Here is a 15369-nt window from a genome sequence, read left to right as displayed (position 1 = left end):
CATGATTCGAGCCGAACATATCGTAAAGTCTTTCGACGGACGCGTGGTGCTGAACGACATTTCCGCCGACTTCGCTCCCGGAATCACCAACCTGATTATCGGACAAAGCGGTTCCGGAAAGACCGTACTGCTCAAGTCGCTTGTCGGGCTGCATAAGATCGACAGCGGCAATATCTACTATAACGACGTTTGTTTTAACCGGCTGCCGTTCAAGGAGCGCAAGGCGATCCGCGAGGAGGTCGGCATGATTTTCCAGGGAGGCGCGCTGCTCGACTCGTCGAACGTCGAGGAGAACGTGCGGCTGCCGCTCGACCTGTTCACGACGATGAGCATGAGCGAGAAGCGCGACCGGGTGAATTTTTGCCTGAAACGGGTCAACCTCGGCGACGTGAACCATCTGTACCCGGCCGAAATCAGCGGCGGGATGATCAAGCGCGTGGCGATCGCCCGCGCCATCGTGCTGAATCCGAAGTACCTGTTCTGCGACGAGCCGAACTCGGGGCTCGATCCGATGACGTCGGTGCTGATCGACAACCTGATCCAGGAGATCACCCAGGAATACAACATCACGACGATCATCAACACGCACGACATGAACTCGGTGATGGAGATCGGCGAACACATTATTTTTATCCATCAGGGGCAGAAATGGTGGGAAGGCACCAAGCACGATATTCTGCATGCCGATAACCGCGAGCTGAACGATTTCGTGTTCGCTTCGGCGATGGCCAAGCGCGCCCGGGAGGTGGAAATGTAGCGGGGCGGGCCGTACCGAACGGACGTTCCGCGGGAGAGGCGGTTTACTAAAAAAATTTAAAATAATTTTGCAGGCTCCCTGTTTTTTATATACTTTTGCAACGGTGTATTATAAGGTATTTTTCGGCAATTGATTAACCTTTCAAAATAAGTAGAATTATGTCAAAGATTAAAATTGGTATCAACGGTTTCGGCCGTATCGGACGCCTGGTGTTCCGTGCCGCAATGGCCAAAGACAATTTGGAAATCGTCGGAATCAACGACCTGATTTCGGTGGATTACATGGCTTACATGCTTCGTTACGACACGATGCACGGTCAGTTTAAAGGCACGATCGAAGTGAAGGAAAACGCACTGGTTGTCAACGGCCACTCGATCCGCGTAACTGCTGAAAAAGATCCCGCAAACCTGAAATGGAACGAAGTGGGCGCCGAATATGTCGTTGAATCGACCGGCCTGTTCCTGACCAAGGAAAAAGCCGAAGCTCATATCAAAGCGGGCGCGAAACGCGTCGTTATGTCGGCTCCGTCGAAAGACGATACCCCGATGTTCGTAATGGGCGTGAACAACAAAACTTACGCCGGTCAGACGATCGTTTCGAACGCATCCTGCACCACGAACTGTCTGGCTCCGATCGCCAAAGTGCTGAACGATAAATTCGGTATGGTAGAAGGTTTGATGACCACCGTTCACTCGACCACCGCTACCCAGAAGACCGTAGACGGTCCTTCGATGAAAGACTGGAGAGGCGGCCGCGCCGCTTCGGGCAACATCATCCCGTCGTCGACCGGCGCCGCTAAGGCCGTAGGTAAAGTGATTCCTGCGCTGAACGGCAAACTGACCGGTATGTCGCTGCGCGTACCGACCCTGGACGTATCGGTCGTAGACCTGACCTGTACGCTGGCTAAGGATACCACTTACGACGAAATCTGCAAAGCCATGAAAGAAGCTGCCGACGGCGAACTGAAAGGCATCCTCGGTTACACCGAAGACGCCGTGGTTTCCTCGGACTTCCTGGGCGACGCGCGTACTTCGATTTTCGACGCGAAAGCCGGTATCCAGCTCTCTCCGCGTTTCGTGAAAGTCGTTTCGTGGTATGACAACGAATGGGGTTACTCGAACAAAGTGCTCGAGCTGATCGAATACATGAACACCGTGAAATAGTTTTATAACAACGGTGTATTTTTGCGGGGGATGCCTTTGGGGCGTCCCCCGCTTTGTTTTCGCGGGCGCTCAGTCTGCGGCGCCCGTTTCGTCGTATGCCGCATAATGTTGGCGCGGATCGCTGGAAGTTCGGGGCTTTTTATTATATTTGTCTTCTTATTGAAGTAATATTCCGAAATGTTATGAAATCACGGATAAGTGTTTTACTGGTCGCCTTCGCGATGCTGTTCGCGGCTGCGATCCCGGAGACGGCGACAGGCAAGTCTCCGAAAGTGCGCAACGGAATGATCGAATTCCCCGAGCCGGCCCGCGCGAAAGGGCAGACCGACGTGCTGCAATTGCGCTGCGATCCGATTCCGGTGGTTCGGGTGGCTTTTATCGGACTCGGGATGCGCGGCTCGATGGCCGTGGAACGTTATACCCACCTGGACGGGGTGCGGATCGTAGCGCTGTGCGACGTGCGTCCGGAATTGGTGGAGAATGCTCAGGGAACGCTGAAAAACGCCGGGCTGCCCGCCGCCGCCGGATATACCGGCGCGGAGGATTGGAAAAAGGTCTGCGAACGGGAGGACGTCGATCTGATCTACAACTGCACGCCGTGGCTGCTGCACACTCCGATCGCCATCTACGCGATGCGACACGGGAAACACGTGGCGCTGGAAGTTCCGGCCGCGATGTCGATCGACGAGTGCTGGCAGTTGGTCAATACGGCCGAGCAAACGCGCCGCCACTGCATGATGCTGGAAAACTGCTGCTACGACTTTTTCGAGATGGCTACGCTGAATATGGCGCAACAAGGGCTTTTCGGCGAGGTGATGCACGTAGAGGGAGCTTATATCCACGACCTGCGCTCGCTGAACCTCGACGACAAAACCGGATATTACGATATGTGGCGGTTGAAATACAATACCGACCATACCGGCAACCCGTATCCGACGCACGGTCTCGGGCCGGTCTGTCAAATCCTGAATATTCACCGCGGCGACAAGATGGACTACCTGGTTTCGGTATCTACCGACCAAAAGGGACTTTCGCTGGCCGCTGCCGGGAAATTCGGGAAGGATTCCGAGTATGCCGAAACCGATTACAAACTGGGCGATATGAACACCACGCTGATCCGTACGGCCAAAGGCAAAACGATCCTGATCCAGCACGATGTGACCAGCCCGCGTCCCTATGACCGCCTGCATAAGATCAGCGGTACGAAAGGTTTCGCGCAGAAATATCCTGTCGAGGGAATCGCTCTCGAACCGAATGCGCATTCGTTCCTGGCGAAGCCGGAGTTCGATCAGTTGATGGCCGAGTACGAGCACCCCATTTCCAAAGAGATCGGCGAGAAGGCGCGTCAGGTCGGCGGGCACGGCGGCATGGACTTTATCATGGATTACCGGTTGATTTACTGCCTGCACAACGGGCTGCCGCTGGATCAGGACGTGTACGATGCCGCCGAATGGTCGTCGCTGGTCGAACTGACCGAAACGTCGGTAAAACATCGCGGGATGCCTGTAAAAGTGCCCGATTTTACACGCGGAGCCTGGAACCGAGTCAACGGATTTTCGCATGCCGTCAAATAGCGGCGTCGGCGAATGAAATAAGCAGATTATGGAAAAGATAGATCGGATCGTAACGTTATTTGATATTGCCGGCGAGGTCGTAAAGATCGCTCCGGTAGGCAGCGGATGGATCAACGATACCTACCGTGTTTCGACGGCGGGCGATGCGCCGGATTATGTGCTGCAACGGATTAATCACCGTGTTTTCCAGGACGTCAACCTGTTGCAGCGTAACATCGAGCGGGTTACTTCGCACATCCGCCGCAAGTTGACCGAAGCGGGCCGCGAAGATGTGGAACGCCGGGTGTTGCGCGTCGTGCCGACCAAAGACGGCAAACTCTATTATTTCGACGGGGAAAACTACTGGCGGATGATGGTTTTTATCGCCGGTTCCGTTACGCATGAGAGCATCACCGGCCCGTTGGCTTACCTGACCGGGCAGGCGTTCGGCGAGTTCCAGTCGATGCTCGCCGATATCGGCGAGGGGGCGCTCGGGGAGACGATCCCGAATTTCCACAACATCGAGTTCCGGCTCGAAGGTTTCCGCGAAGTGGCGGCCCGCGATCCGCAGGGACGCCTGGCAGGTGTGCGGTGGATGGTCGACGAACTGCTGGCCCGCGCCGACAGGATGTGCCTCGCGCAGCGGCTTTTCCGTGCCGGAGAGCTGCCCAAACGCGTCACGCATTGCGATACGAAGGTCAACAACATCCTGTTCGACGAGCAGGATCGCCCGTTGTGCGTGATCGACCTGGACACGACGATGCCGGGGTTCGTGCTGTCCGATTTCGGCGATTTCATCCGCACGGCGGCCAATACCGGAGCCGAGGACGATCCCGATCTGGACAAAGTGGATGTCGATATGGATATTTTCCGCGCCTTCGCCAAAGGGTATGTCGAGAGCACCGCATCGTTTCTGACGCCCGTCGAGCGCGAGAACCTGCCCTACGGAGCGCAATTGCTGACCTACATGCAGACGGTACGATTCTTGGCGGATTACCTCGACGGCGACAATTACTACAAGATCAAACATCCGGAACACAACTGGCAGCGTTCGAAGGCGCAGTTCAAGCTGCTGCAAAGCATCGAAGCGCAGGAAAAAGCCATGAACGATTACATCGCCGGGTTGTAGATTACTGAAAAAGGGACGGAACCGCAAAAATTTTCCGCGAGGACATCTATGAAAAAACTGTCGATCGTAGTCGCAACGTACAACCGGGCTCCGTACCTGCTCCGGACGCTGGAGAGTCTTGCGCGTCAGACGCTGTCGCCCGGCCTGTTCGAAATACTGGTCGTCAACAACAATTCGTCGGACAATACGCCCGAGGTGGTCGCCGGTTTTGCCGGCAGCCATCCGCAGTTGCAGGTGCGGATGGTGACCGAGACGTCGCAGGGAATTTCCTATGCGCGCAACTGCGGCATCGCTTCGTCGGTCGGGCAGTACATCGTATTCATCGACGACGACGAAGAGGCAAATCCTGAGTTTGCTAAAAGCTATTTTTGTTTTTTTGAAAACAATCCGGGTTTGGATGCTGCCGGGGGGGCGGTTGTTCCGGTTTACGAAGCGCCGTTGCCGGCGTGGTACTCCTACTATATCGAGAAAATGATCACCGGGGCGTTCGATTTGGGCGACCGCATGGTGCCGTTTCGCGGGAAACGGTACCCGGGCGTCGGCAATTCCGGTTTCCGCCGCCGGCTGTTCGATCGGTTCGGTAATTTCAACACGGCGCTCGGACGTTCGGGAGCTAACCCGATGGGGGGCGAGGAGAAAGACTTCTTTATGCGCGTACGGGCGCAAGGCATCCGTTATTACTACGTTCCGGGCGCTGAAATATACCATATTACGCCGGCGTCGAAGCTGACGCGGGCTTATTTCGAACGGTTGACCCGGATGATCGGCGTCAGCGAGCGGGTGCGCACCCGCTCCGAAGGGGGCGTTTCGTTCCCGAAACGTCTGTTGGCCGAGGCGGTCAAATGGGGCGGGGCCTGCGTATTCGCATTCGGCTACCTGTGCCGCCTGCAGCCGCTGAAAGGGTGGTACCTGCTTCGGATGCGGTGGAATATTACCTGCGGTCTGTTGACCGGTAAGTAGGCGTTCTGCCGCGGGAGTTTCGGGACTGAACGGCTCCCGGCGTTTCAAAATCTTTGGTTATGAGCGATTCGAAAAAAATACTGATGGTTTCGGATGCGTGTTATCCGGAGCTTTCGCCTCGGGCGTTCCGCACGACCGAGCTGGCGCGCGAGCTGGCGCGCGAAGGACACCGGGTAACGTTGCTGATTCCGAACCGGCAGGTTTTTCGCGACGATCCGTTGCAGGCGGACGGGTTGCGGGTGATTTTTGCCGACGGTACGGTAGAGGGACGGGGCGGGTCGGCGGTCGCCCGCAGAAACAAGAGCATCCGCCGATTTATCCCGAAATTCGCACAGCGCTGGATTCTCTATTTTTACTGCCACGAGTTTTTCGCCAAATACAATCCGGGGATTTTCCGGCGGTTGGTCGCGTTGGACGAGCCGTTCGACGCCGTGCTGTCGATTTCGTATCCGGCCGCGATCCACCGGGCCGTATCCCGGGCGATGCGGCGGAATCCGAACCTGAGGCATACCGTGACGATCGCCGAATTCAGCGATCCGCCGTTCCGCGGCGATGTGGCACCGAACGTGTTTCCTGTCTATTACCTGATCCTGAAATGTTGGGGGCGCCGGTTCGATTATTTTACGATTCCGGTCGAAAAGGCGTTGGGCTGTTACACGCCTTATAAGAGCCGGGAACGGATAAGAATCATTCCGCAGGGATTCGATCTGAACGCCGTGAAACGCCGGCCTTACGAGCCGAATCCGCAGCCGACGTTCGCCTACGCAGGCCGTTTCTACGAGCGGATCCGCGACCCGCGCTTCTTTTTCGATTTTCTGGAGACGCTGGATGCGGATTTTCGCTTCGATCTGTATATCAATTACCTGGACCCTTGTTTCGCCGAAATGATCCGGCAGGCGCAACAGCGGGTGCGCGGCCGGATCGTGCTGCGCGAAGCGTTGCCGCGCGAACGGCTGATCGAACGGCTCGGCGCGGCCGATTTTCTGATCAATTTCGACAATACTACGTCGAACGCTACGCCGAGCAAGCTGATCGACTATGCGATGACCGGCCGGCCGATCCTGTCGTTCAACGACCGCACGTTCGATCCGGACGGGTTCCGCGCGGCGCTTCGCGGCGATTATCGCGCGCAGGTGCGGGGAATCGACCTGTCGCAGTACGATATCCGGAACGTAGCGGCGCAGTTTATCGATCTGATCGATGCCGGGAAACAAAAGGAATAGGGGCTTTCCGGCCTTTTTCGGCGCGGCTTTGGCTGCCGAAATTGACGTGATTCCGATACGGGATTTGCGGGTGTACGATTTATTTTGAGTCGTGTTGCCGAATAGTCGACACGTGCACCTGACTTCTAATTAACTGCAAATTGTTTGTCGGATGTTTTCAACCGTTAGGGAATACGGCCTGTTATTTTTTTCTGTTTTCACGATTTTTTTCTATTGTAATGCTTGAAATCGCATATTATATATAAGAGTGCGAATCGTGTAGCCATGTTCCCCGTTTTAAATATCAATAATTCCGATATAATGTCCTTTTCGTATTATTTTAAAGAAGGCGCAGAGGAACGATTCTTTCGGAAAGAGGACGTCCGCTATTACATCAGGTATTAAAGATAAGACCTATCATGCGAAAAGAATCAAAAACGACCTGACGGATTTCCCGGCCTATATTTATCTCAATTCGAGTTTCCCGAGTTGTGTTCATCAGGTTTATTATAAAAACTACTTGGTCGATGTGATTATCCCGAGCAGCATGATCGATTTTCCCAGGAACGGTTCAGACAAGATTTTCGTAGAAGGTTTGGGCGAGATAACATCGGACGATAATCCGATAGTTGTAATGATGAGAATGAAGGAATAATGAAAAGAAAAAATCTGTTCGTTTTTGCGGATCGGGTTTTGTTACCGCCGTTGCGGCAGTAACCGTATTTACCGCTCGGTACAAGAATGCGGTCGGCGATTTATTCATGCAAAACGTTGAAGCGTTAACCGAAAATGAAAGCTCCGGGTGCCCGGGAGGACAATGCACCACGACTTATGCTAGCGGCGGAAGTTGTACGGCTTGTTGTGCCTCGGGACAATCGCCTGTTTGTGATTCATACGGTTGTTCCTGCATTTGACGGTTAAATTTTATCCCCGTTTCAGCTTTCGGAGATAGAACCCGATCCGCCGGTTCTCTGTTTTGTCGGTGGATGACGAATTGCGTTTTCGGAAGGCGGTAAAAAAAGCGATGCGGATTCCCGCATCGCTTTTTTGTTCAAGTTCGGTATCGGATTGTAGGCGGCCGTTACCGGTTTTTTATTTTGTCGTGTCCGTGGCCGTACTGTCGGCGGGGAACATGTGTTTGGCATACTTGTACCCGTAAGCGTCGTACAGCCTGGCCAGCGAAGTTTCGCGTTTCTTGAAACTGTCGAAATCTTTGTTGTCGTACGACCAGCCCACTTCGGCCAGCGCGGCCAGGCGCGGCAGCAGCATGTATTCGGCATGGTCGAATTCGCTGATGAATTCGGTCCACAGGTTGCCCTGTACGCCCAGGATATACTGCTGTTCGTCGGCGTTCAGCCCTTCGTACGGGTCGAGCGAGTACACTTTCTCGATCGGAAGATGTCCGCCGATCGATTTCGGTTCGGTTTCGGTCTTGTCGGTCTGGTAGTAATCCAGATAGCAGTGCGAGTTCGGGGCCATGATGACGTGGTTTCCCTTTTTAGCCGCTTCGATACCGCCCGCGGAACCGCGCCATGACATGACGGTCGCCGTTTCCGAGATGCCGCCTTCGAGAATCTCATCCCAGCCGACGATCTTGCGGCCTTTGCCTGCGAGGAATTTCTCGGCCCGCTGCATAAAATAACTTTGCAGTTCGTTCTCGTTTTTCAGCTTTTCGGTTTTGATCCGCTGCTGGCATGCCGGGCATTGCTGCCAGTTGATTTTCGGGCATTCGTCTCCGCCGATATGGATGTATTCCGACGGGAACAGTTCGACCACTTCCGACAGGACGCCTTCTATAAACCGGAACGTCGAATCGTTGCCGGCACAGTACACGTCGGCTTTTACGCCCCAGGTCGACGGAACGACATACCCTTCGCCTTTGCAGCCGAGGTAAGGATAGGAGGCGAGCGCAGCGGAGGCGTGGCCCGGCATTTCGATTTCGGGGATGACCGTGATGAACCGTTTTGCGGCATATTGTACGATGTCGCGGATTTCGTCCTGCGTGTAGAAACCGCCGTAGGGAACCGAATCTTTCGGTGCGTCGGCTTCGGCTTGCAGGTTGCAGCGGTCGCGGAACGCGCCGACCTCGGTCAGTTTGGGGTATTGTTTGATTTCGATCCGCCAACCCTGGTCGTCGGTCAGGTGCCAGTGGAAACGATTGAGTTTGTGCATAGCGAGGATGTCGATGAAAGTTTTCACGTCGTCGGCGGTAAAGAAGTGACGACACACGTCCAGCATTCCGCCGCGGTGGGCGAAGTGCGGCTTGTCGGCGATCTCCGCGACGGGCAATTCGATGACGCCGGCTTTTTCGCCCCGCGCTACGGCTACCGGCAGTAACTGCCGCAGCGTCTGGAAGGCATAAAATACGCCGGCGGGGCTTCCTCCGGTAATGTCGACGCCGTCCGGACGGATATTCAGCGTATATTCCTCGGGTTGCAGGCCGCCCAATCGCACGTTGATCGCGCCCGCTTCGGGCTGCGTGCTTTTAATCACCGGCAGCGGTTTGCCGAACGATTTGTCGAGCAGGCCGTTGAACAGGCGGACGGAGTAGTTCAGCGTCGAGTCGTCCGACAGCAGGCAGATTTTGGTGTTTTTCGTCAGGTCGAACGCCCCGTCGGAGGCGACGACCGATACCGGCTGCGGTACGATGTCGACCGATTCGACGCGGGCGATCCGTTTGCCGCAAGAGCTGCATAAGACGGCCGCGACGCCGCAGAAGAATAGCAGTTTTTTCATAGGTCAGATTTTTAAATTTTGGATTCGGTGGAACAAAAATACGTTTTTTTCGCAAAACCGCGTCGTATCCGTCCGCTTTTTGCCGACCGTCGATCCGGACTCTTCGTGCGATCGCGTAGCCGTATTGTCGCATCGCGTCGGTCTGTTTTCGTAGGGGAAGGGCGAAAATGTCCGGCGGTTTGCCGTCTGTTCGTAAAAAAATTATAACTTTGTATGCATTTGATTTTTCAGATGCGGGGAAAACTAATCTTATCAAATCATAAAACTATGGCAAATAAGGAACAGAAGCTGTTCGCCGAATTTCCGCCGGTTTCGACCGAGCAGTGGGAATCGGTGATCGCGGTAGACCTTAAAGGGGCCGATTATGAGAAAAAACTCGTGTGGAGAACGGCCGAGGGATTCAATGTCCGCCCGTACTACCGCGCCGAGAATCTCGACGGCATCAAGTACCTCGGTTCGCAGTGCGGGGAATTTCCGTACGTACGGGGTACCGGGAAAGACAACAACTGGCGGATCGTCCAGACCATCGAGGTCGGATGTCCGAAAGAGGCCAATGCACAGGCTACCGTCCTGTTGACCAAAGGGGTCGAATCGATCGGTTTCGTGATCGGGGACAAGGAGTTTTCCGCAGCCGACCTCGATACGCTGCTGTCCGGGATTTCGGTAAAAAATACCGAGCTCGTTTTCAGCGGCTGCGCCACCAAAAAAGTAGCGGGCCTTTTTATCGATAAAATGGATAAGGAGGGAGTCGATCCCGAAACGGTGAGAGCCTCTTTCGTGCTCGACCCGATCGTCAAAAAGCTGACGCTGAAAGGAACGATGGCCTGCAAGAACGGGCAGTGCAAGGGTTTTGAGAATCTGGCGTCGCTGATCTCGAAGGGAGCCGCATACAAGAGGATTCGTTTTGTCAACGTCAGCGGCGAGATTTTCCATAACAGCGGTTCCACGATCGTGCAGGAACTGGCCTTTACGCTGGCTGCCGGCCACGAATACGTGGTGAAACTGATGGAGCAGGGCCTGAGCGTCGATCAGGTCGCTCCGGCGCTGCGTTTCTCGATGGCGATCAGTTCGAACTACTTCATGGAGATCGCTAAGTTCCGCGCCGCGCGGCTGCTGTGGGCCAATATCATGGCGCCGTACAATCCTTCGCGCGGCTGCGCAAGCAAGATGAAGGTGCATGCGGTGACCTCGAAATGGAACATGACCGTTTACGACCCGTATGTCAACATGCTGCGCGGCACGACCGAAGCGATGAGCGCCGCCGTATCGGGCGTTCATTCGATCGAAGTGCTGCCGTTCGACACGCCGTACGAAAAACCGACCGATTTTTCGGCGCGTATCGCCCGCAATGTGCAGTTGCTGCTGAAAGAAGAGTCGCATTTCAACCAGGTTTGCGATGCCGCCGGCGGATCGTACTATATCGAAAACCTGACCAATTCGATCGCCGAGCAGGCGTGGAACCTGTTCCGGCAGGTGGAAGAGAAAGGCGGTTACATCGCCGCGTTCGAAGCCGGTTTTATCCAGGATCAGGTCGAAGCTTCCGCCGCCAAAAAGAATTCGAATATCGCGACCCGCCGCGAGACGCTGCTCGGAACCAACCAGTTCCCTAATTTCAATGAAGTGGCCGACGAGGCGATTACCGAAGACGTCGTTACCGGGAAATCGACCTGCAAATGCGGTTGCGCGTCCCAGGCGGCAGACGGCGTACGTCCGTTGAAGCCGTACCGCGGCGCGATGGCTTTCGAACAGATGCGCCTGAAGGTGGACCGCAGCGGCAAACAGCCGAAGGCCTTCATGCTGACCTGCGGAGCGTTGGCTTTTGCCCGCGCCCGCGCGCAGTTCTCGTGCAATTTCTTCGCCTGCGCCGGGATCCGCGTGCAGGACAATACCTATTTCAAGAGCGTCGAAGAAGGCGTGAAAGCCGCATTGGAAGCGAAGGCCGAGATCGTGGTGATCTGCGCGGCCGACGACGACTACGCTACGCTGGCTCCCGAGGCGTTCAAGCTGCTCGGCGACAAGGCGATTTTCGTGGTTGCCGGGGCGCCCGCCTGCAAAGAGGAGCTCGAAGCACAAGGGATCAAGAACTTTATCAGCGTCCGCAACAACGTGCTCGAAACCCTCCAGTATTATCTTAAAGAACTCGGTATTTAAACAGGGATTGTCATGAGAGCAAAATTTTCAGATTTAAAATATGCAGGCGCCGCGGCAAAGTGCTGCAGCGCGAAAGGGTGCAAGGAAAACGAGCCCTGGGTAACTCCCGAGCACATCGCCGTGAAAGGAACCTATACGGCCGAAGACCTCGAAGGCATGGAGCACCTGAATTATGCCGCCGGTATCGCGCCGTTCCTGCGCGGTCCGTACAGTACGATGTACGTGATGCGTCCGTGGACGATCCGTCAGTACGCCGGTTTTTCGACCGCGGCCGAATCGAACGCGTTCTATCGCCGTAACCTGGCTTCCGGCCAGAAAGGGCTTTCGGTGGCGTTCGACCTCGCTACGCACCGCGGTTACGACGCCGATCATCCGCGCGTAGTCGGCGACGTCGGCAAGGCCGGCGTGTCGATCTGCTCGGTGGAGGATATGAAGGTGCTGTTCGACGGCATTCCGTTGAACAAGATGTCCGTCTCGATGACGATGAACGGCGCCGTACTGCCGGTGCTGGCGTTCTACATCGTGGCCGGTCTGGAGCAGGGCTGCACGCTCGACCAGCTCAGCGGTACGATCCAGAACGACATTTTGAAGGAGTTCATGGTGCGCAATACTTATATTTACCCGCCCGAATTTTCGATGAAGATCATCGCCGATATTTTCGAGTACACGTCGAAGAACATGCCGAAGTTCAACTCGATCTCGATCTCCGGCTACCACATGCAGGAGGCTGGGGCTACGGCCGACATCGAGCTGGCTTATACGCTGGCCGACGGTCTGGAGTACCTGCGAACGGGGGTTAATGCCGGCATGAGCGTCGATACGTTCGCTCCGCGGTTGTCGTTCTTCTGGGCTATCGGCATGAATCATTTTATGGAGATCGCCAAGATGCGCGCCGCCCGTCTGCTGTGGGCGAAGATCGTCAAGCAGTTCGACCCGAAAAATCCGAAATCGCTGGCGCTGCGTACGCACTCGCAGACTTCCGGTTGGTCGCTGACCGAACAGGATCCGTTCAACAACGTGGCGCGTACCGCGATCGAAGCGATGGCCGCCGCGCTGGGACACACCCAGAGTCTGCATACCAACGCGCTCGACGAAGCCATCGCGCTGCCGACCGATTTTTCGGCGCGTATCGCGCGTAATACGCAGATCTATATTCAGGAAGAGACCAACATTACCCGCGCGGTCGATCCGTGGGCCGGTTCCTATTACGTGGAATCGCTGACCGACGAGATCGTGCACAAGGCCTGGGATTTGATCCAGGAGGTCGAAAAGCTCGGCGGTATGGCCAAAGCCATCGAAACCGGTATTCCGAAAATGCGTATCGAGGAGGCGGCCGCCCGCAAACAGGCGCGCATCGACTCGGGCAACGATACGATCGTCGGGATCAACCGTTACCGTCTCGAAAAAGAGGATCCGATCGACATTCTCGCCGTCGACAATACGGCTGTCCGCGAAGCCCAGATCAAGCGTCTGAACGAACTTCGCGCCAACCGCGACGAAGCGAAAGTGAAAGCCGCGCTGGCCGCTATTACCGAATGTGTCCGCACGAAGAAGGGGAATCTGCTCGAACTGGCCGTCGAAGCCGCCAAAGTGCGCGCGTCGCTCGGTGAAATCTCGGATGCCTGCGAAGAGGTCGTAGGACGATACAAAGCTGTTATTCGTTCAATATCAGGAGTATATTCAGCAGAAGTGAAAAACGACGAAAGTTTTGCGAAGGCCAAACAAATGGCCGAGCAGTTTGCCAAAAAGGAGGGTCGACAGCCCCGCATCATGATCGCTAAACTCGGTCAGGACGGGCACGACCGCGGCGCGAAGGTAGTCGCTACCGGTTACGCCGACATCGGATTCGACGTCGATATGGGGCCGTTGTTCCAGACCCCGGCCGAAGCCGCCAAACAGGCCGTCGAAAACGACGTGCATGTGGTGGGCGTATCGTCGCTGGCCGCCGGCCACAAGACGCTCGTTCCGCAGATCGTCGCCGAACTGGCGAAGCTGGGCCGCGAGGACATCGTGGTGATCGTCGGCGGCGTGATCCCGCACCAGGATTACGACGACCTGTACAAAGCCGGCGCCGCCGCTATTTTCGGTCCCGGAACTCCGATCTCGACCGCTGCGATCAAAATCCTGGAGATTTTGAATGCCGAATAGGTTGTATGCATAGACGAGGCCGGGCCGTCCTTTCGGGCGGCCCGGTTTGTTTTGCGGGAGGAACGGGGCCTTTCCGGCCGGACCGGGAATCGACAATCGGTTCCGAGTATGGATTCCGGTGCGTCCGTCGAGGCTGCTTTGCCCACCTGTTTCTCCGAATAAAAAAGCGGCCGTCCGGAGTCTCCGGACGGCCGCTTTCGCTTGCGGGAAGGGAACCCCCTGCCTGTTTCCCGAACGATTACTTGGCCGGAGCCCAGCAGGTCAGGTGGTTATTCGGCGTTACGACGGCGAATTTATAAAAACCGTCCGGGTTTGCGGAGAGGTCGTAGGTGAAACTTCCCGCGCCGGCTTTCACTTTGCCGACCTTGACCCACCGATCCGGCGAACCTTGTTTGAAGTTGTTGGAGCGGGCGGCGTATACGGTGGCCGTAGCTTTGTCGTTCAGGCTCGTCCATCCCAGTTCGACGGCGTTGCCTTTGCGGTCGATCCGGATGCCGGCGATGTCCGCCTTGCCGATAAAGGGCATCCCGTCCTGCTCCCACAGCACGTCCGTCGGAACTTCGAAGCCCAGGTAGCGGCAGATCGTCGGGGCGATGTCTACGATCGACAGCAGCGGAGCGGCGAAGTGCGCATTCGGCTGCACGTTCGTGGCGATCCACGAAGTGCGTTCGCGTTCGGACTGCCCGCCGTGGTGGTATCCGTCGGGGCCGCGTCCGTGGTCGGTCGTCACGATGAGCAGCCACTCTTCGTCGTAGTTGGCTTCGCGGTATTTCACGGCTTCCCGGATTCGTTCGACCTGCTTGTCGGCTTTCATCACGTATTCGTCCATGAAATCGCCGTTGCCATAATAGTGTCCCGCGTCGTCCGTGTACCACAGGTAAACCCAGCTCATGTCCGGGGCGTCGTTGCGGATTCCTTCGGCGGCGGCTTCGGAGATCGCTTCGTCGATCTTGAAAATATGGAGGTCGTCTTTCTCTTTCGGGTAATTTTTCGTGTCGAGGTCGAGCCCGTCCGCGACGTAGTCGATCTTCAAATTGCCCGTTTCGGGAAGCCCTTCGCCGAGCAAGACGGTACGGTTGTCCGTCCAGCTCGAATAAAGCCCCGTTTTGAAATTTTTCTTCTGTTCCTTGGCGATCCGGAAAATCGACCAGTAATTATAGTCCGGTTTCGGAGAATTGTCCCAGACTTCGTGCTTGTTGGCCCAGGTGGCCGTCAGGATGCAGTTGTAACCGACGGCCGAAATGGTCGGCGTCTGGTCGTACCGGCCGACGGTTCCGCCGCAGTAGGCGCGCGAGTAACCGCCTTCGGCTGCGACGGCTTTGATGGCCGGCGGATCGAGCCGTTCGATCACGTCGGCCGGAATTCCGTCCAGAATAACGTATACCGCTTTTTTCGTTTTTGCGGAAAAAACCGAGAGCGGCAGCAGCAAGGCGAATGCAAAAGAAAGGAGGGTCAGTCGTCTCATAGTCCGTTTTTAAATGTTCCGGATTCAAAGATACGAAAAATGCGGCAAATATTTTTTGCAAACGGATGGAAGCGAGGAGAAACGGGACGAAGCCCGGTTCGGCGG

General features: G+C 56.0%; 10 protein-coding genes. 8 read left to right on the top strand and 2 right to left on the bottom strand.

The window, feature by feature from the left end; translation table 11 throughout:
• Position 1 precedes the first annotated feature (1 nt).
• From C1A08_RS04785 to C1A08_RS04760, 6 genes are all read left to right on the top strand, one after another.
• The gene (locus C1A08_RS04785) at positions 2-757 is read left to right on the top strand and encodes an ABC transporter ATP-binding protein (RefSeq protein WP_055202539.1); all 756 of its coding nucleotides are present in this window, start codon (positions 2-4) and stop codon (positions 755-757) included.
• 158 nt (positions 758-915) lie between these two features.
• On the top strand, positions 916-1920 hold the full coding sequence (gene gap, locus C1A08_RS04780) for a type I glyceraldehyde-3-phosphate dehydrogenase (protein ID WP_055202537.1): 1005 nt from the start codon (positions 916-918) through the stop codon (positions 1918-1920).
• 182 nt (positions 1921-2102) lie between these two features.
• A complete protein-coding gene (locus C1A08_RS04775) occupies positions 2103-3494 on the top strand; it encodes a Gfo/Idh/MocA family protein (RefSeq protein WP_101571766.1) in 1392 nt (463 codons plus the stop codon).
• 28 nt (positions 3495-3522) lie between these two features.
• A complete protein-coding gene (locus tag C1A08_RS04770) occupies positions 3523-4602 on the top strand; it encodes a phosphotransferase enzyme family protein (RefSeq protein ID WP_101571764.1) in 1080 nt (359 codons plus the stop codon).
• A gap of 48 nt (positions 4603-4650) precedes the next feature.
• Complete coding sequence (locus tag C1A08_RS04765; protein ID WP_055202533.1) at positions 4651-5562, top strand: glycosyltransferase family 2 protein; 912 nt, start codon at positions 4651-4653, stop codon at positions 5560-5562.
• A 59-nt stretch (positions 5563-5621) separates the two neighbouring features.
• Entirely contained in the window at positions 5622-6785 is a 1164-nt protein-coding gene (locus C1A08_RS04760) for a glycosyltransferase (RefSeq protein ID WP_101571762.1), read from the top strand.
• Positions 6786-7856: 1071 nt separating this feature from the next.
• Here the strand turns inward: C1A08_RS04760 and C1A08_RS04755 are convergent.
• Positions 7857-9500: a beta-N-acetylhexosaminidase gene (locus C1A08_RS04755; protein WP_055202527.1), complete on the bottom strand. Its 1644-nt coding sequence runs from the start codon at positions 9498-9500 to the stop codon at positions 7857-7859.
• A gap of 267 nt (positions 9501-9767) precedes the next feature.
• Here C1A08_RS04755 and C1A08_RS04745 point away from each other — a divergent pair, with 267 nt between their 5' ends.
• Both C1A08_RS04745 and scpA read left to right on the top strand, forming a co-directional pair.
• A complete protein-coding gene (locus tag C1A08_RS04745; protein WP_101571758.1) occupies positions 9768-11651 on the top strand; it encodes a methylmalonyl-CoA mutase family protein in 1884 nt (627 codons plus the stop codon).
• Between the two features lie 12 nt (positions 11652-11663).
• A complete protein-coding gene (scpA, locus tag C1A08_RS04740) occupies positions 11664-13799 on the top strand; it encodes a methylmalonyl-CoA mutase (RefSeq protein ID WP_101571756.1) in 2136 nt (711 codons plus the stop codon).
• A 238-nt stretch (positions 13800-14037) separates the two neighbouring features.
• Here scpA and C1A08_RS04735 read toward each other — a convergent pair whose 3' ends face one another.
• Complete coding sequence (locus C1A08_RS04735) at positions 14038-15264, bottom strand: alkaline phosphatase family protein (RefSeq protein WP_055202521.1); 1227 nt, start codon at positions 15262-15264, stop codon at positions 14038-14040.
• Positions 15265-15369: the final 105 nt, after the last annotated feature.

The sequence above is a fragment of the Alistipes sp. cv1 genome (genome assembly GCF_900240235.1).
GTDB lineage: Bacteria > Bacteroidota > Bacteroidia > Bacteroidales > Rikenellaceae > Alistipes_A > Alistipes_A hominis.
This window is presented reverse-complemented; position numbering and strand designations above follow the sequence as displayed.